The following is a 17983-nucleotide window of genomic DNA, read 5'->3' on the forward strand; positions in this document are numbered from 1 at the left end:
ATTCACAACAGTATAGGCTTGAGGGCGGTTGGCTAGTCTCCCGGAAGGGAGGTGATGCCCATGACAGTATTCGAAGCACTAATACTTATGCTAACGTTTGGTTCGCTAATCGTTGCGATACTGTCCTTTAAACGCAAATAAACCGCCCTCGACCAAAGGAATCGGTTTATTTGCGGCTGATTACCTATTAAGCCTACCGCCCTTAAAAGCGGCTGTTGTGGGGGAGTCGTGTTAGTCGCACGGCTCCTTTAGCATATTATACGTTACTCAATAACGTATAATACTTTCTAGCTTGAATTTTACCATAATGTAATGTAAAAGTGTAATACAAATCGTATTACACTTAACTGAATCAGCACTCTAACCCGTCTTCTTCATCCTGGTCTTCAGCTTCTAGTTCCCTGGCTTCATCTGATGTCTTTGCCCAGTTGAAGGAGTAACTTAATGCTCTTTTCATCGCCTTCTCTGGCCTTCTCTCTCAAGGAGTCTGAAATCTGCTCAAGATCATTATCAATTCGGGTATTGAGATAAATCACTTTTTAATCGCCGAGAGATAATATCCTTTTGTTTTGCTTTATTCCAATATCGCACAACTTGGTAAGATTACATAAAAAAGTAACTATTCGTTCATCTCCTTCATTGTGCTGAATTAACTGAGACGTCACGTTTTTTAGTTGTTTTATTTTATCCATATCGAATAATTCAATTCCATATGGATCAAGTGAATAAAGAATTTCACTGTTTACCGGCAACTTATTTCTTTCAATGTAAATAATATGATGGATCTCATCATCGAAGTGAACATATTCTGAGTCTTCACGACATTCATCAATTGATTCTGCAAGAAATAATGTAACCGCCATTAAAACATCTCATTTCTATTTTTGGAAAATATATATAAAAAACATCGTACGTAAAGATGCGACTGACTGTCGCACAAAAAGCCGACGGGTTCGCTCCGCCGGCTTCATGGCCTTCCTATGAGCCGATGTATGAAGACCGGCGAATAGGGTATGATAATCATGTCGAACAATAGTGATTGTTCGACATTTTTTTGCTTGATTATCCCTTCTTTGTTACTCATTATAAACGACTGAATCTTTCATAACAATACATTTTTCAACACACCGTGCATGCTTTCGGCCACGAAATCCGGAGCGGCTTTCTTCATCAGCTCAACCGTGTGCAGGTAGCGCTGCGTCGTATTGATCTGCACGTGCCCCAGCGTCTGCTGCACTTGTTGAAGCGATGCGCCGTTCAGCAGCGCCATGGTCGCATTCGTATGCCGAAGCCAATGGGGCGTCACCGGCTTGGAAATCCCGCACTCCCTGCTCGCCCTGTTAACGATGCGCTCTACTTGACGGGACGTAATTGGAAAAATCCGGCCTTGCCGGTTCACTTGAGCAGATCCGCCATGCAGCTTCAGCCGGATGGAAGGGTCGTTATGCAGCTTCCATAACGCCTCAGGCATTTTCACCTGCCTCGTCTTGCCTCCCTTGCCGTCCGCGACGGTCAGCCACGCGCCGCTCTCCAGCGGGTCCGTAACCACATCGCCCCATCTCATCTGCACCAGCTCCGATACCCTTAGTCCCAGTATGACCATATAAAGAACCATCATCCATTCCCGCACGCTCTTGGCGCTCAGATAAGTCAGCAATACGGTCAGCTCGCGCTGGGTCAGAAAATGATGCCCGCTTGTTACCCGCACCTTAGGCAACCGGATGGACGAGGCGGGATTATGCGAGAACAACGCGATATTGGCGTCGCTCCCCCATCTGTAAAACGAGCGCAGCGGCGCGATCAAGCTGGCGATAGTTGAAGCGTTCAGCGGTTTGTTCGCGGACGTTCCCCGCAGCAAGGAAGATTTGTATCGCTCCAGATCGTGCCAAGTGGCTTCTCCCAAAGGGGTTTCCCCGATGAACGATCGAAAACGGCGAAGCGCCCGTTCGTAATTACGGATCGTATTCGGCCGATGATACCCGGCCAGGAAGCTCTGGATCACCTGCTCTTCGTCCAAAACGGCCGATCCGCTCGAGAGCTTGCGTTCCGCATTCATGTCATTGGCTCCTTTCTATCGGTGAACTTCGAACAATCACTATTGTTCGACCTCGCTTGTCGGGCGGCGGAGCCGCCATGAAACAAGAAAGGAGAATTTAAAGGATGTCGAACCTGATTCGCTCCGAGCTTCATGCCCTTGGACTGCGGAAAGATCCCGCGACTTTCTCGCACAGCGTACGGGTAGGCCTGCTGGCTCAAGCCGCCGCCAGACAGCTCGGAATGCCGGAGGACGAAGAACGGATGTTCACCGTCGCCTGCAGCTTTCACGATATCGGAAAGCTTCTCGTTCCTCGGGAGCTGCTCGTCAAACGACTCCCGCTCGACGAACGGGAACGGGAGCGGATTCGCGAGCACCCGCTCCTCGGCGTTCGCCTTGTTCGCCGGCTCGGCTGGCGGGACCCGAGAATGATTGCGACCGTGCGCTCCCATCATGAGCGCTGGGACGGAACGGGATATCCGGACGGGCTTAGCGGCGAGAGCATTCCGCCTTGGGCTCGCCTGTGCGCCGTCTTCGATTCCTTCGACGCCATGGTGCAATCCCGGTCCTACAATCGGGTCAAGACGATGGGAGAAGCGGCGGACGAGCTTAGAAAGCAGAGTGGACATCAATTCGACCCGGCCTCCGTCGAGCTGTTCTTCTCCATTCCGGAAATCGCGATTGAAAAAATACGGCGTTATCGTTAAAGACGCCGAACAGAAAGCAGGTCGAAAACTATGAAACCAACCGCTACTCTCCGTCCCGGACAAACGTTAGCCAAGCCGGTACTGAACAAAAACGGGATGGTTATGCTGGGGGCCGGAACGCAGCTGACCGACAAATATATCGAACGATTGCGGACGCTGGGCATTACGGACATCTATGTCGAGGAAGACGCCTCTTCCAGAACTCAGGGAGCGGAGTCATCGCCAGCCATCGCTTCACACGCCTCCGCTTCGCAAGAGAGGCCGAACAGGAAGAGAAACTCCGCCGCTTCCAAAAAGGCGGTCGACGAAGCGTTCGCCAGACTCATCGGCAACCCGCTCATCCGTCAGCAGCTGTCCGTGCCGATGCTCGGCGACCGCTTCGTGCGAATCTATCAGACGTTACTGAAAGAGTTGTCCGATCATCGCTTCATTAAAGATAGGCTAACTCTGCTTCATATGAAGGACCCGATGCTGTTCGAGCATACGCTCAACGTCGCCACCCTGTCGGCAATTATCGGCTTCGCCAAGCAATACTCCATCGAGCCGCTTCACGATCTGATCGTCTCGGCTCTACTGTTCGACATCGGCATGACCCAGCTTCCCGATGAACTGCTGACCAAGAAAGGCCGGCTGACGGATTACGACCGAGGGCTTATCGAGCGCCATACGGTTGAAGGCCATCAGATGCTTGTCCATCGATCCGACCTGCCCGGTGCAGCCGCGATATGCGCCCTTCAGCACCATGAACGATATGACGGCTCCGGTTATCCGTCGGGACTCAGCCGTTCCAATATTCACGAGTTCGCTCAAATTATCGCCCTTGCCGACACCTACGACGCGCTCGTGTCCCGGCGACACCATCGCAGCTCCTACACGAAGAGGGACGCCGTCGAATTTCTGCTCGGCTCCGGAGATCGCATGTTCGACTTATCGCTCGTCAAGCTGTTCGTCGGGCACATCTCCATCTATCCGGTCGGAAGCCGCGTCGTTCTCAACAGCGGGCAGACGGCGGTCATCACTTCGGTCGATTCCTCTCTCGTCCAGCGTCCAATCGTCAAAATTATCCGGGAAGGAGACGGAAGCCCCGTAACATCCCCCTATGAGATCGATCTGAGGGCGCAGTTCGATCTGGTTATCGTAGACACGGCCCTGTAACCATACAAAAAGACCGTTCCGAAATCAGGAACGGTCTGGTCATGTTGTTCGTAAGCAAGTTGTGGAAGATCCGGTCATTTTCGGCGGCTCAGCTACCATGGGACAGAATCCGTCCTTTAGGCCTGAAGCTTTGCGCCCCCGTCTTTCGAGCGGGTTTGCCGTTATCGGTAAGTCCTCGGTCAAACACAGGATCATTATACCTATAAACGCCTTCCTATTCAATACTTTGGTAGGAAGACTTTGGTAGGACAACAGAGGATGACCTCCTCGGCCGCCAAGCTCAAGGGGTCATCCTCTGTTGCGACAATAGCTAATTATCTAACAGAATTTGCTTTCTAATTAATGAGTTGATGCTCTCTTGCCGTCTTGATCCAGTCTGGAAACTCCTGAAGCAGCTTGGTGTAAAGACTCGTTTCATCAATCTTGGTAATATTGTTAATCTTAAAAAAGTTAGCATTGTCCACGAATCTTCCGCTTAAGTTGTCCAGCTTTTCAAGGAATTGAAATCCGGCATTTCCGATTCCGACAAACTGCCAGAAGATCCCCAATTTCGAAGCAGCTCGAATCGCTTTCTCTGTCTGCGGCTTGTCCTGATTATCCCCGTCAGTAATGAAAATAACGAATACCGGTTCCTCTAGAGGCCCATTGATGGCTGTGGCCTTACGGAAAAACCCCTTCTTCTCCGTCGTATATTTCTTTACGATCCGATTAATCACGCCAGCATATCTCGTCTCAGCCTCAAGAGGATAACTTTTAACGATTTTATTATCCACATACCCGTAGAAATTAGACTCTACCAATTCTCCGACTTCATAGTCATGCTGCCCGAATAGAAAAATGTCGATAGCCTGATTGTCGTCAAACTTAACGCCTAGAGCCAAAAGCTCTTCGACTACCTTTTGAACGGTTCCATTCTTGAAAGTGGACGCCATTGAACCGGATATATCCAATGCTAACGCCACTTTTGCCTTCTGATTTCCAAGTCCAAGACTAGACGCAACATCATCAGCCTTTTTCTTGAGTTCAATGAAGTTCTTCTTCGCCAGATCGATACTCATTGAAAACGTCCTCCGCATTTCATCTATTGGAAACAAGTCTTAAAGTTCATTATATTGAACGCTTTTCTTCATGGCAATGACAGTGCTTGCCGGATGTAGATCTATTTTCGCAAATAAAAAAATCCCTCACGTATCAAGGGATTTCAGCTTCTTAGTTATGGTGCGGTCGAGAGGACTCGAACCTCCACGGTATTGCTACCGCCAGCCCCTCAAGCTGGTGCGTCTGCCATTCCGCCACGACCGCATATTATAGAATGTCGTCTGATTAAGGAAAATGCCTGCCAGAGAAACACTGGTGAGCCATGAAGGACTCGAACCTTCGACACCCTGATTAAAAGTCAGGTGCTCTACCAACTGAGCTAATGGCTCTCATGGTGACCCCTAGGGGATTCGAACCCCTGTTACCTCCGTGAAAGGGAGGTGTCTTAACCGCTTGACCAAGGGGCCATAGGCCATTTACTCTTGCGCTTTAACGCTGTCCGTTTCAGACGACAAAAATGATTATATCTGAAACATCCGCCTAAGGCAAGCCCCTTTTTAGAAAAAATGTACTTTTTTTATTTCTTTTTTTTGAAGCCACTTCGACTACGTAACTTGAACCAAATGATGCGTTGAAAAATGACCTATATAATGGGGAATGACAGTAACGTGAAGAGGCAGGCGGAAGGCGATTGGTTCGGCATCGAAAGTTGCTCATTCTTGAGAAACTGCATTGTTCCTGACCTGCATGTGGTCTACTTGCACCTTGCTCGCTTGTCACGGACAGACACCCAGAGACGACCTCTCAGACTAAAGCGGAAATCCCGCTTTAAATGTACGACCGCACCTTTCTCAAAGCAAACATGGCGGCTTTTCCGCTTTATTTTTTCAGATTCGCCTATTTCGAGAAAATAAAGCAGGTTCTCTGCTTTAAATCGACGTTTTTCCCCTTTTCTTCGAAATCAACGCGGCTTTTCCGCTTTAATTCTTCCGCCCCATTCGAAAAGGGAGCTTAGGAAGCAAGCTATTTCTTTTAAAATGATGTAAAAATCAAAAAGAGCCCGACAGCGTTGGCTGCGGACTCCCTTTATGTCGTCTTTTTTTGATTTCCATGGGTGGCGGGGAGAGAGGGATTCGAACCCTCGCACGCATGACACGTCTACTCCCTTAGCAGAGGAGCCCCTTATAGCCACTTGGGTATCTCCCCATGGCTCCCCGAACAGGACTCGAACCTGTGACAACTCGATTAACAGTCGAGTGCTCTACCAACTGAGCTATCAGGGAATGTTTTTCAAAAGCGACAAGTAATAATTTATCATGACCTCAACATTAAGTCAAGGCTTTCGCGGAAGTTTTTTTCTTTTCTTTTTTTCGGCCTTTCCATAAGAAAAAACGCCCCTCATTTTCCAAAATGAGTTGACCCAACTCTTGTCTTTATGTTATTTATTGATTAATAAATAAAAAAACCAACGGAGTCGATGCCCCCTGAGCCCTAACGAAGAACTCGCAGCAAGCCGTAAAGACCAAATCATGCAAAGCGCAGCAGCATTGTTCGCCTCCCAGGGCTACTACAAAACAACGACTGCTCATGTTGCCAACGCCGTAGGTGTGACTCAGCCGTATGTGTTCCACTTTTTCAAAACGAAGGAACAGCTTTACTTAGCCGTCCTGGAGAAGGCGTTCGAGCGGATGATGCAGCATTTTTTCGCGGTCGATGCTCCTCCGGACCAACTCAGCAAGGAGATGGGTCGGCAGTTCGACCTCTTGCTTCACTCCCAGCGCAACGAAATGCTGCTGCTGATGCAAAGCTTCACAACGCCGGAGCCGGCCGTCAGGCAATTTGCGAAGGAAAAATATTCGCTCATTTACGACCGTCTGTTGGAGCGTTTTATGAAAGCCGGAATCCCGAACCCCCAATGGGAGGCAAGCAGCTTCATCGCAACCGGGCTAACCGTTACTTTGTCTGAAGTGCTGGAACTGCCCAAGCTGAATCCGTGGTGCGAGACTGCCCCCTAAGCATATTTAGTTGTTCTGAAAGATAATCGACAATTAAGGAGTTTACACCTTTTTATCGATTATCTTAAGCAACTCTGCTTACGGGACAGTCCTTTTTTTTCAATTTTTATTTATTTATCAATAAATAAAAGAGGAGAGATCTTATGTTCACAGCTTCGCGAATCCGTCTGTTAGTCGTCACCTGTATCGTACTGTTCATGGCTATGCTCGACAATCTGGTCATCGGCGTCGCCCTTCCTTCTATTCAGAGCGACTTAAACGCCTCGTTATCCGACCTCGAATGGTTTATGAACGCCTACACGCTTGCTTTCGCCGTCCTGCTCATTCCGTTTAGCGTATTGGGAGAGTCAATCGGGAGGAAAAAAGTATTTCTTGCGGGAGTTGTTGTTTTTACGCTGGGATCGCTGTTGTGCAGCCTCAGCGACTCGTCGCTTGCGCTGATTTTATCCCGCGCGCTCCAAGGCGTCGGAGGCGCCGCCGTCGTGCCGCTTAGCCTGACGCTTGTGAATTCCGCGTTTCCTCCTGAGAAGAGGGCTGCGGCCATCGGTCTGTGGTCGGGAATATCCGGGCTGGGCCTTAGCGTCGGCCCGCTTGTAGGCGGTTTGATTATGGAAGGGGCGCCGTGGCAGATGATCTTCTATGTAAATGTGCCTATTGGCGTACTCGCTCTCTTGTTCGGTCTGAAATGGCTCGGAGAATCGCGCGGCGTCCGCAAGCCGCTGGACCCTGTCGGCGTGCTGCTGCTGACCTCGGGATTGTTTGGGTTGATTTTCGGCTTGGAGAGAGGCAATTCGGAGGGCTGGGAAACGCCGATCGTCGTCGGCTCGCTCGCGCTTGGGCTGCTGCTGCTCGTTCTGTTCTACTTCTGGGAAAGAACGCGCCGCGTCCCGCTCGTGCGCTTCGATCTGTTCCGCAGCCGAGCTTACTTCTTCTATACGTTCGCAGGCTTCTGGATGAACGCCGGAGTGTTCGGCGCAATCTTCCTGCTCACCCTGTTCCTGCAGCAGGCGCAAGGCTTTACGCCTCTGCAGGCGGGCGTAAGAGAGATGGCGTGGACGACGATGACGATGATCGCTGCGCCGCTTGCGGGACTCGCCATCAGCCATCTCGGCAACCGCAACGTGCTAATGGCGGGACTGTTGTTCCAGACCGCCGCGCTGGCTTGGTTTGCACTGCTTATCCGGGCTCGGGGCTTTGACTTCCCGTTTATCGAGATGCTCGGCCCAATGATGCTCGCCGGCACCGGAATGGGCCTCAGCTTCACGCCGCTCTCGCACGGCCTGATCTCTTCCGCCCCAGAGGAAGCCGTAGGCGAGGCAAGCGGCGTCGGGAACGCGACGCGTGAGCTTGGCGGCGTATTCGGCATCGCGATCGGAGGTTTGATCTTTCAATCGGGCTCGGCTATTCGCTCTCCGCAGGATTTCGCCGATCATATCGTGCCCAGCCTCGGAGCCGGGTCGCTGATGATGGCGATCGCGCTGCTCGGCATTGCCCTGTTCGTGCGAGGTCGATCCGCCTCGGGCAAATCGGCCCCGAATGCGGCCAAACAGTCGCCTTCCGCCGTCTAGTCGCCTTAGCGCCGCGCGCCCGCATCCCCAGGTGCGGGCGCAGGAACCGCTTCATACAGCTTCAGCTTGCCTCTGCATTTGCCGCACGCGTATTTTCTGGGGTCCGTGCGGCGTTTGCGAGGATACTGCATGCCGCACGCCTGACAGACGAGCAAATACTTCACCGGGAGCCGCCTTGTCGCTCCGGGAAGAGCCCGGCAGTGCCTCGTAGCGCCTACCTTCGCGAGCAGCTGCTTAAAATCCGCGTCGCGGTGCTGGTATCCTTTGCGCTGCAAGTGCAGATGATAATGGCACAGCTCATGCTTGATAATCGCCTCCGTCTCCTCGATGCCGTACGCTTCGAGTTGATGCGGACTGATCTCGATATTGTGACTTTGCGTAAAATAGCGACCGCCGGTCGATCGCAGCCGCGAATTATAAGTAGCCTTGTGCAGGAACGGCCGGTCGAAATAGGCCAACGACACTCTTTCGACCCACCGCTGCAGCTCCTGATCTTCCATTTCAGCAATCCCTCCCCGGGTCTTACCGAAGCCGCCCCAAGACGCCTTCCCAAGCTTGACCTACTTGAATTGTAGCCCCCTGTTGGGCTACACTGTCAAGTAGAAATGGTTGAGGGGAGACTGCGTTACATGCCAGAAATGTCCTACGTCCTGCTGCAGCACGAGCAAGGAAATCTCGATTTTGTCGAGATGCCCGCATCTCACGCTTACCAACTTAGCGCCTTGAATCTGCGTCTTCATAAAGAGCTGACCAAGCTGACCGCCGACAACGTGCCGAAGCTGCCTCGGGCCATCGCCGAGTTTCATAAGCTCGAGCTGCTCGACGAGAAGCAAGCGCCGATCGGAGGCTTGCACTACGTTAACGAGTTGGAGCGCACGTTCGCTTCGATTCGCGAAAGCGCCTACCCGCTGATTGCGCTGTTAACCGAGATTCGCGCTCTGCAAGCCCAATTGGAACAGTGGTACGAGGAAGAGGATCTTCTCTAGGCCAGTAAATCCGATTCGGACCTGCACGGTCATCCGCCCACTCCCATATGCTAGGAATACAGCATGGTGGGAGGAGGACGATTTTCGATGCCTCAATGGCTTTGCAATCAATTGATGTCCGCTTTTCAGAAGAAAGACCGCAGGCAGATCCGTCTGTTGAACGATTGCTGGTTTTACTACCGCGGCAAGCCCGACAAATCCAAGGCAACGAAAGAATCTGCCGGCTCCACTCCTTGAACGAACCGGGCCGGACGTCTTCGACGCCCGCATCGCGAAACCAAAAAAAGGATCCTCCGCCTGCCGAAATTCGGCATAACGGAGCGATCCTTTTTTAACGCGATTAAAAATCAAATTCGTTCCATCTGACCACTTCGTCCACCGTAAGCCGCACCGAGGAATGGCCCTCCTGCGACGCTTTGCCGATGGCAATCAGCATGATCGGCACGTAACGCTCACCGATTCCGAACGCCTCCGTAAACTGCTGCGGGTTGTATCCGCCCATCGGCACCGTGTCGTAGCCCCTTGCTTTGGCCGACAGCATGATCTGCATGGAGATGAGGCCGCCGTCCGTGTAGACGATCTTGCGCGCGATTTCGGGCGGCAGGCTGCCGTAGTTTTTCGTAGTGTTGGCGATAAATGCATCCTTCGTCTCTGCCGACATATGACCCGCTTCGTACGCACGGTTATAGATCGTATCCGCCAGCTTATAGCTTTCCACATCGCCCAGCACTGCGATCACGGCAGAAGCGTCGGCCACCTGCTGTTGATTAAAGGCAATCGGCAGCAGCTTCTGCTTCAGCTCCGGCGAATCGATGACGAGCAAACGCCAGGGCTGGAGATTCGAAGAGGAAGGAGCCCGAAGCGCTTCCGTGAGCATCTCCGTCATTTCTTCCTTGGTGATTTTGAAAGTAGGATCGTAGTGGCGAACGGAACGGCGTCCGTGAACGACTTCTTCAAAGCTCGGGGATTTCGTTTGCACCGCTTGCATCGTGGACATTTGATTTTCCTCCATTTTCATCACTCAATTTAATTGTGTTTATTTTAGCACAGTTAAACTCAAAAAGTTAACTGTTTCGAATAATGCACAGTATATTCCTCTTCTTTTCGATTGTCAATATCCCCAAGCATCCAACTATTCTCATCGGCTCACCCGCGAAAAAAAACGCCCTGAGGCTCCGGTCAGACGACCGGCCGCAAGGCGTTTGAATCCAATCAGGAACCCCAGAGAGCCAGACGCTCGTTCAGAAGCTCTTGACGAAGCTGCTCGGCTTTCTCGACTCCGGCCGCTTCGATTTCCTGCATATATTTGTCCCACAACGCGTCGAATTGCTCAGGCTTGGCGAGAATCGCTTCGGGAATACGTTTCCACGTTATGTTTTTGAGCTTCTCTTCGAGGACGATGAGATCGCTCTCGCTTGGAATCGGAATGTTCCAGAGCGCGCCCCACGGCTTCAGCTTGAACTCATCCTCTTTCGGAAATAAATCCTTCCAGATCGTCGCTCCGTAAGCGGAGAGAACTTCCTTTTCCACGTCGCTGTAATCGCTGATCAGTTGCTCCGGGAATCTCGTCGTATAATAGTTGCCGGAAGAATCCTTCACTCCGTCTCCATAGTGCCCGCTAAGCAATACATAGTTGCCGATTCCAGATTCCTTCTGGAAGTTGATGGCGTCATTGACCTTGCGGTTGTTCACTTCCGCCGGAATGACGCGTTTGCCGTTCTCGACGTTGTAATGCTTGCCTTCAATGCCCCAGGTGACAAGTACTTGACCTTCATCGGATGCAAGATAGTCCAAAAACTTGATCGTGCGCACCGGGTCCGGATTATCGACCGAAATCGCGACGCCGGACCCGCCCGTGAAGCCCGTCGGCCAGAACGCCGTATGTTTGTATTCCTCGGACAGCGTGACCGGATAATGGCCGTAGGCCTGATCAAGCTTTCCTTCCGCCTTTAGCGCCTTCTGCCCGTCGTCGAAGTCCCACTTCTGATCAATTAAACCGAGCACGCGACCGGTTGCGATTTTTGCCTTGTACTGATCGTATTTTTGCACGAAGGATTCTCTGTCAAGCAGACCTTCAGCGTTCATATGATTAAGCCAGCGGAAATACTCCTTCTCGATGGGCCTACGGAAATGATAGGTTACTTGGTGTGTATCGATGTCGACATAGTACTCCCCGTCGTCGGAGCCTCCCGTCGACAGGAAAGCCGGATTCGTTACGCCAATATACATACGCCAGTCGTCGGCTATTAGCGAAAGGCCTATGTTGGGATTGCCGTTTGCATCTTTCGGGTGTTTCTCCAAGTAAGCTCTTATCGCATTCTCGAAATCTTTGACCGTGCGAATGGTCGGGTATCCAAGCTCCTTGACCACGCGATGCTGGAGTTGCATACCTCCTCCGGCTTCGAAAATCTGATGATTAATGCCGTCATAAGAAGGAATAACGTAGATCGACTGGTCCGACTCGCTGTACTTGAGCCGGTTCATCTGTCCCTCGAACAGCTTCTTAAGATTCGGAGCGTGCTGCTCGATCAGGTCGGTAAGATCCAGAACCGCACCGGCATCGACGAATTTACTGATGCTCGTCTTCGCGCTAATCAGATCAGGATAGTCGCCGCTAGAGGCGATAAGCGCCGATTTCTGCACGGCGTCGCCGACGGCGAATTCCGCATCGAGAGTAATGCCTGTTTTTTTCTGAAGCACCTTACCGATATCGTCCTCGTAGTTGCCCCAGTTAGGATTAACGTCCTCGCTGTAGAAGGTTAGTGTAAGCGGCTCTATTTTCTCCTCCGAAGGGGAAGCGGATGCCGCGTTTGGACTCGATGAGCCTGACGTCGCGTTCTGGCTGGACGACCCGCTGTCTCCGTTGTTTCCGTTATTGCCGCAAGCGGCCAACAAGCTCGCAATAAGAGTGGCGCTCAAGATCAAGTTTGACCATTTTTTCTTTGTTGCCATTTTTTAACCTCCTAAGTAGTTTACGGTGCGATATGTGTATAACGGGCATTCCCCGATCATACCGGTTTTATTGTCAGCCTTTGACCGAACCCAGCGTCAAGCCTTTGACAAAATAGCGCTGCAGGAACGGATATACAAGCAAAATCGGCACCGAGACAAATATCGTTATCGCCATTTTTATCGAGTCCGGCGAAACGGTTGACATGATCTGCGTCACGTTCTGTGTACGGTAATCGCCCGAGTTGTTCATTGTGCTCTGCAGCACCTTGACCAGCTCGTATTGCAGCGTCGTCAGATGCTCGCTGGAGCCGTTGTACAAATAAGTGTCAAACCAGGCGTTCCATTGGCCGACCGCCAGGAACAGGCCGATTGTCGCCAGCGCCGGCTTCGTCATCGGCAGGATGATGCGCCAGTAGATCGTGAAATCGTTGGCGCCGTCCATTTTCGCGGATTCCTGCACCTCGTAAGGGATGCCGTCCATGAACGAACGGACGACGAATACGTTAAAGGCGCTGACGATGCCCGGAAGCACATACACGGCGAACGTGTTCATCATGTGCAAATCTTTGATCAAAATATAGAACGGAATCAGTCCCGCAGTTACATACATCGTAACGGCCAAGTAGAGAGACACGAATCTGCGTCCTTGAAAATCGCGGCGGGCCAGCGAATAAGCGAGCATTGAGGCGCTGATCAAACCTAGCAAGGAGCCAACGACCGTCCGCAGCAGCGAGATTTTAAACCCGGTCAGCAGCGTATCGTAGGTGAAAATGGCTTTATAGTTTTGCAACGAGAATACTCTCGGGAAAATCGTAATTCCGCCGCGCACGCTGTCGGTCGAATCGTTCAGCGAGATGGCCAACACGTTAAGAAAAGGATAGAGCGTAATGATCGCCATAACGACGAGAACGGCATAGATGAGAACGTCGGCGACCCCGCCGGATCGGGGGACGCCTCTGCGAATACTGCGAGCCGACATGCGAGTCCCCTCCTAGAATACGCTTTCTTTAGTAAATCGCTTAAACAGCCCGTTCGCCGTAAAGAGCAGCATGATCGCCACGACCGAGTTAAACATATTGATCGCCGTCGCGAACGAAATTCGGTTGATTTTGATCCCGTATTCCAGCGCGTACAAATCGAGCACCTTGGAGTAATCGACGACCAGATTGTTGCCGAGCAAAAACTGCTTCTCGAAGCCGATGTTGATCAGATTGCCGATCGACAAAATCATCAGAATGATGATCGTCGGACGAATGCCGGGCAGCGTAATGTGCCACATCTGCCTTAAGCGGTTCGCGCCGTCGACCTTGGCCGCCTCGTACAGCTCCGGCGCGACGCCCGCCATTGCCGCCAAGTAGATGATCGCGTTCCACCCCGTCTCCTTCCAGACGTCGGATATCGTGACAATGCCCCAGAAGTACTTGCCCTTGGCCAGCCACTGAACCGGCTCGTCCAGAATGCCGAGCGCCATCAACAAGTCGTTCACCGCACCGTTGTCCGTAGACAGCATCTTCGAGACGATGCCGGCGACGACCGCCCAGGATACGAAGTGAGGCAAGTAGGAAATCGTCTGCACCGTTTTTTTGAAGGCCATATTTTTCACTTCGTTGAGCAGCAGCGCGAACACGATCGGAATCGTAAACCCTGCGATCAGAGCCATGAAGCTCATAGCCAGCGTGTTGCGCATGACCAGGTAAAACGTCTCGTCCTGGAACAGCGTTCTGAAGTTGGCGAAGCCGACCCAATCCCGCTCCCACACCGAGAGCTTTGGACTGTATTTCTGAAACGCCATCACCCAGCCCCATAAAGGCAAGTAGGTGAAGACGAACGCCCAGGCGATGAAGGGCAGCGACATCAAATATAAGTACCGGTTACGGAACGCGCGGCGAAGCGCTCCTCTGCGGATCGGCGCCAACGGCTCTGCAGCCGGACGGCGATCGGGCATCGCTTTCATGAGCTTCCCTCCCTGCTGTATGAATCTATCATAATGAAAACGCATTCTTGCGGCTACACGGAGGATTGGATCAATAATCATGTAAAAATCAGACATCGGGAAGCTGTGAAAAAAAGACCGGCTCTCAAGTTCCGCTGCTGCGGGGCTCGGAGTCGGTCTGCTGCCGGCAAGCTTGTCTTTCTTAACGGGATTGTGCGGCGTTTTTGCGATAGGCAACGGGGGATTCGCCTACGTATTTGCGGAATTTGGCATGAAAGTAATCGACGTTGGCATAGCCGACCTGCTCCGCTACCTGGTATACTTTCATCCCTTTGCAGAGCATTTCCTTCGCCTTCTCGATTCTGACTTTATCCAAATACGTGTTGAAGTAGTCGCCTGTGGCGCTCTTGAACAGCTTGCCGAGATATGAGCTGCTGTAGCCCAGCGCCTCGGCCAGCGCTTCCAGCTTCAGATTGTCCCCGCTGTTGCGGTGAATCAGCTCGATCATTTTCTGAACCTGAAGGTCCGGTCCGGCCCCGGCGATGCGAAGCCGATCCGCCACCTTGGCGCAGATGGAGAATAGACGAGCAAGCAGCAGCCCGTACCTCGTCTCCGAGGAGATCGAGGCAAGCTCGTAATTGAGCGACTGCACGAATTCGCGAGCTTCCGGGCGAGACTGCGCCAGCTTGGACAGCGCCGCCGACAGCCGCGTCGTGAAGCCGGTCTTGAGCTCTTGCTCGGACGCGCCTGCAGCCAGCCATAGCGCACCGAGACCGCGAAGCGCCTCGGCGGCGAGTTCGGCATTCGCGGCATCGAGAGCGAGATAAAGCTTCTCCTCCAGCTCGGGAGCGGAGCATGAAGCCTCATCGGCGGGAATGCTTGGCAGCTCAGGCTCCGCGGTTACGATGCCGCCCCCGGCAAACAGAAAACGGCGCTTCATCAGTTCCCGCGCCCTCTCGAACGAGCGGCCCGCATCTCTCAGCGCCGCGACCGTCCCGCCCGCCGTCGCATCGAACTCGCTTCCCTCGCAAAACTTGGCGATTCGGCGATAGACTTTGCTCGCCGCAGACGGACGATTCATCGTCTCCTTCAACATGACACCCAAATACGGCTCGGCCGAGAAGACGATTCCCTCGTTAGCCGCCTCGAAGCTTTCGATCATGCGCCGCTTGATCCGGGAAACCGCGGAAGCGTCCGGCTCTCCGCGTTCAAGCAGCCTGACCAGCACAATCTCGTAGGTTGGCCAACCTGGATCGGCCTGTTCAGGCATTCCCTCCGCTTCCCCGGACACGAGCCTCTGGATGGCGTGCTCTCGCCCCCATCTGCTCGTCGCCTCCGTATGTTCCTCCTGCAGCGATTGGCGAATCCGCTCCAGATGCTGAATCAGATCGTCTTCGTCGATCGGCTTAAGCAGGTAGCCGTCCACCTTCAGCTGCAGCGCCGTGCGCGCATATGCGAAATCCGCATGCCCGCTGAGAATGAGAAACTTCGGGCACGGTCGGCACTGCTCCCGAATCGTTCGCAACAGCTGCAGACCGTCCATTCCCGGCATGCGAATGTCCACGATCATGAGCCGGGGAACCGCTTCGGACAGCTTGTGCAGCGCCTCGTGCGCATCGGCTGCTACGGTTGCGACCTGAAAACCGTGCTCCTCCCAATCGATAATCGTCCGCAATCCTTCGCGAATGAGCGGCTCGTCATCCACGATCATCACTTGATGCATAGGTTTTTCCCCCTTCGAGTGGAATGCCGAAGCTGATGCGCGTTCCGCGGTTCTCTTCGCTTTCGATCGTCAGCCCGGAGCGCTCCCCGTAAGTCAAGAGAAGCCGATGCTGGATGTTGTGCAGACCGATCCGGCTGGCTTCCTGGTCGGCGAGCGAACGCAGCACGCTCTCCCGCTTGGCTGCCGACATTCCGACGCCGTTGTCCTCGACGACGACCCGCAGCCACTCCTCTTCTCGATAAGCCCGCACCGAAACTTTGCCTCCGTCGACCGCTTTCTCCAGCCCGTGCACGACCGAATTTTCGACCAGCGGCTGGATCAGCAGCGGCAGCAGCATCGCCCTCTCCACAGACGGATCGAGGCTAAGCTCGTAATCGAGCCGATCCTCGTGCCGGAATTTCTGGATTTCCAGATAGCAGCGCACAATTTCGAACTCCTCGGCCAGCTCGATTTCTTTGCCGGTCAGCTCCAGATTTTTGCGCATCAGCTTGCCCAGCATTTTCACCGTTCGGGAAATTTCCTTCTCGCCCTTCAAGTGCGCCTTCATCCGAATCGACTCCAACGCATTGTAGAGAAAATGCGGATTGATCTGGCTCGCCAGCATCTTCAGCTTGATCTCGTTCTGCTTGCTCTCCAGCTGCCGCTTCTGTTCGTGGGAGGCCTGCACCTCGTCCATCAGCTCCCGAATGCTGCCGACCATCTGATTGAACTGCCGCTTGATCTGTCCGATCTCGTCGCTGCCGTCCACGGTCAGCTCCGTATTGAAATTGCCCATGGACACCTTGTTGATTTGCTTGCTGAATTTGAGCAGCCGGTTCGTCAGAACGGTGCAGATCGAATAGATCAGCACAAGCGCAACGACGAACACGACCGAAATAATCTGAAAGCCGACTACGCTGATCCGGTTCGCCTCTTTCATAATACTTTCGAGGGGGAAAACGTACACGATGTTCAGCTCGTTATAGCTGTTTTCCGGCTTAAGCGCGTCTACGATGACCTGAGAGCTGATTCCGCCGACGGCAAGCTCATGCTTGCCCGGCTCCAGACCGGAGAGGCGTTCTCCCCACTCCTGCTCGTCCAGCTTTTTGCCCATCATGGCTGAACGGTTGGAGGCGACAACGACGCCGCGCTCGTCGGTCAGGACGATGTCGGGCTCCTCCTGCGCCAGAATGGCGTTTAGCTCGTTCGTGTTGACGTCGACCTGAAGCAGTCCAACCGCTCGGGTTTTCTGAAAATAAACGCTGCGAATGAGACTAAGCATACTGGAGGAAGAACGCGAATCGCTAGGAAAATAGTACCACCCCAGCCGCCCGGTCTGTCCGATTGCCGATTGATACCAGAACGATTGCTCCGTTTTAGCGTCCAGCGGCGTAAACTCCCAGTTATCGATTAAGGTCGGATTGTCCGCATACACTTTCACTCTCGTAATCTCGGAATTGAAATCGAGGAACACCTTGAATTTCGTATAGCTCCAATAGGCGTCCACAACCTGAAAAACATCCTGATAACGCGTCGTCGCCACGTCCTCCAAGTCCGTGTCCAGCGAAAGCTGGTTGGCCAGCAGCACCGGCACGCCGAGCATTTCCTGAACGCGGCTTTTGACCCGCTGCACCGTGCCTTCCGCCTGCTCGGTCGCTCGCGTTAGCGCCGTCTGGCGGAATTCCTGAACGACGAAGAGACCGACGATGATGAAGGGAAGAATGAAAAAAAGCATATACGACCATACCATTTTGTTGCGCAGCTTCATGTCGTTGAACTTTCTGGCATACCCCTTCACCCGGCCCCCCCCCTTTCATTACTAGTTATAGGGGACCGATTGAAACAATGCAAGCGTTTTCCAGATGTTCATATGAATTTATGCCGGATGTTGC

Annotated in this window: 17 protein-coding genes, 5 tRNA genes and 1 riboswitch; of the genes, 7 read left to right on the forward strand and 15 right to left on the reverse strand. The window is 52.9% G+C overall.

The window, feature by feature from the left end; translation table 11 throughout:
* Positions 1-60 precede the first annotated feature (60 nt).
* Positions 61-141, forward strand: a complete 81-nt coding sequence (locus tag J4772_RS37480; protein ID WP_371822883.1) for a putative holin-like toxin — start codon at positions 61-63, stop codon at positions 139-141.
* 398 nt (positions 142-539) lie between these two features.
* On the opposite strand, the gene J4772_RS04220 is transcribed toward J4772_RS37480, so the two are convergent.
* Both J4772_RS04220 and J4772_RS04225 read right to left on the reverse strand, forming a co-directional pair.
* The gene (locus tag J4772_RS04220) at positions 540-863 is read right to left on the reverse strand and encodes a hypothetical protein (protein WP_209074265.1); all 324 of its coding nucleotides are present in this window, start codon (positions 861-863) and stop codon (positions 540-542) included.
* Positions 864-1102: 239 nt separating this feature from the next.
* Positions 1103-2056: a tyrosine-type recombinase/integrase gene (locus J4772_RS04225; protein WP_209074266.1), complete on the reverse strand. Its 954-nt coding sequence runs from the start codon at positions 2054-2056 to the stop codon at positions 1103-1105.
* 104 nt (positions 2057-2160) lie between these two features.
* Here J4772_RS04225 and J4772_RS04230 point away from each other — a divergent pair, with 104 nt between their 5' ends.
* Both J4772_RS04230 and J4772_RS04235 read left to right on the forward strand, forming a co-directional pair.
* Entirely contained in the window at positions 2161-2742 is a 582-nt protein-coding gene (locus J4772_RS04230; protein ID WP_209074267.1) for an HD-GYP domain-containing protein, read from the forward strand.
* 30 nt (positions 2743-2772) lie between these two features.
* Positions 2773-3897 (forward strand): HD-GYP domain-containing protein, encoded by a 1125-nt coding sequence (locus J4772_RS04235; protein WP_209074268.1) that lies wholly within the window; start codon positions 2773-2775, stop codon positions 3895-3897.
* Positions 3898-3976: 79 nt separating this feature from the next.
* Positions 3977-4067, reverse strand: a riboswitch (cyclic di-GMP riboswitch).
* A gap of 165 nt (positions 4068-4232) precedes the next feature.
* On the opposite strand, the gene J4772_RS04240 is transcribed toward J4772_RS04235, so the two are convergent.
* From J4772_RS04240 to J4772_RS04265, 6 genes are all read right to left on the reverse strand, one after another.
* Positions 4233-4955 (reverse strand): VWA domain-containing protein, encoded by a 723-nt coding sequence (locus J4772_RS04240; protein WP_116060177.1) that lies wholly within the window; start codon positions 4953-4955, stop codon positions 4233-4235.
* Positions 4956-5113: 158 nt separating this feature from the next.
* Positions 5114-5199 (reverse strand) — tRNA-Leu (locus J4772_RS04245).
* A gap of 49 nt (positions 5200-5248) precedes the next feature.
* Positions 5249-5324, reverse strand: a tRNA-Lys gene (locus tag J4772_RS04250).
* A 3-nt stretch (positions 5325-5327) separates the two neighbouring features.
* Positions 5328-5402: transfer RNA gene (locus J4772_RS04255), tRNA-Glu, on the reverse strand.
* Between the two features lie 648 nt (positions 5403-6050).
* Positions 6051-6141: transfer RNA gene (locus tag J4772_RS04260), tRNA-Ser, on the reverse strand.
* A gap of 1 nt (position 6142) precedes the next feature.
* A tRNA-Asn gene (locus J4772_RS04265) sits at positions 6143-6218 on the reverse strand.
* Positions 6219-6464: 246 nt separating this feature from the next.
* On the opposite strand from J4772_RS04265, the gene J4772_RS04270 reads away from it, so the two are divergent.
* Positions 6465-6950, forward strand: a complete 486-nt coding sequence (locus J4772_RS04270) for a TetR/AcrR family transcriptional regulator (protein WP_116060176.1) — start codon at positions 6465-6467, stop codon at positions 6948-6950.
* 143 nt (positions 6951-7093) lie between these two features.
* Positions 7094-8518, forward strand: a complete 1425-nt coding sequence (locus tag J4772_RS04275) for an MFS transporter (protein ID WP_209074269.1) — start codon at positions 7094-7096, stop codon at positions 8516-8518.
* A gap of 5 nt (positions 8519-8523) precedes the next feature.
* On the opposite strand, the gene J4772_RS04280 is transcribed toward J4772_RS04275, so the two are convergent.
* Positions 8524-9018, reverse strand: a complete 495-nt coding sequence (locus J4772_RS04280; RefSeq protein ID WP_209074270.1) for a SprT family protein — start codon at positions 9016-9018, stop codon at positions 8524-8526.
* A gap of 129 nt (positions 9019-9147) precedes the next feature.
* Here J4772_RS04280 and J4772_RS04285 point away from each other — a divergent pair, with 129 nt between their 5' ends.
* Both J4772_RS04285 and cmpA read left to right on the forward strand, forming a co-directional pair.
* The gene (locus J4772_RS04285) at positions 9148-9504 is read left to right on the forward strand and encodes a hydrolase/acyltransferase (RefSeq protein WP_116060173.1); all 357 of its coding nucleotides are present in this window, start codon (positions 9148-9150) and stop codon (positions 9502-9504) included.
* 87 nt (positions 9505-9591) lie between these two features.
* Positions 9592-9741: a cortex morphogenetic protein CmpA gene (cmpA, locus tag J4772_RS04290; RefSeq protein WP_116060172.1), complete on the forward strand. Its 150-nt coding sequence runs from the start codon at positions 9592-9594 to the stop codon at positions 9739-9741.
* Positions 9742-9844: 103 nt separating this feature from the next.
* Here the strand turns inward: cmpA and J4772_RS04295 are convergent, their stop codons facing one another.
* The 6 genes from J4772_RS04295 to J4772_RS04320 form a co-directional block, all read right to left on the reverse strand.
* Positions 9845-10501, reverse strand: coding sequence for a nitroreductase family protein (locus J4772_RS04295; RefSeq protein WP_209074271.1), 657 nt, complete (start codon positions 10499-10501; stop codon positions 9845-9847).
* 215 nt (positions 10502-10716) lie between these two features.
* The gene (locus J4772_RS04300) at positions 10717-12456 is read right to left on the reverse strand and encodes an ABC transporter substrate-binding protein (RefSeq protein WP_209074272.1); all 1740 of its coding nucleotides are present in this window, start codon (positions 12454-12456) and stop codon (positions 10717-10719) included.
* 73 nt (positions 12457-12529) lie between these two features.
* Positions 12530-13354, reverse strand: coding sequence for a carbohydrate ABC transporter permease (locus J4772_RS04305; protein WP_371822884.1), 825 nt, complete (start codon positions 13352-13354; stop codon positions 12530-12532).
* A gap of 93 nt (positions 13355-13447) precedes the next feature.
* Positions 13448-14410, reverse strand: coding sequence for an ABC transporter permease (locus J4772_RS04310; protein WP_371822819.1), 963 nt, complete (start codon positions 14408-14410; stop codon positions 13448-13450).
* 181 nt (positions 14411-14591) lie between these two features.
* Positions 14592-16112, reverse strand: a complete 1521-nt coding sequence (locus J4772_RS04315; RefSeq protein WP_209074274.1) for a response regulator transcription factor — start codon at positions 16110-16112, stop codon at positions 14592-14594.
* Positions 16087-17889 carry a sensor histidine kinase gene (locus J4772_RS04320; protein WP_209074275.1) on the reverse strand — a complete coding sequence of 601 codons (1803 nt, stop codon included), beginning with the start codon at positions 17887-17889 and terminating at the stop codon, positions 16087-16089. Before J4772_RS04320 ends, J4772_RS04315 begins: the two co-directional genes overlap by 26 nt.
* Positions 17890-17983 lie beyond the last annotated feature (94 nt).

It is taken from the genome of Cohnella sp. LGH, from assembly GCF_017671885.1.
Taxonomy (GTDB): Bacteria; Bacillota; Bacilli; order Paenibacillales; family Paenibacillaceae; genus Cohnella; species Cohnella phaseoli.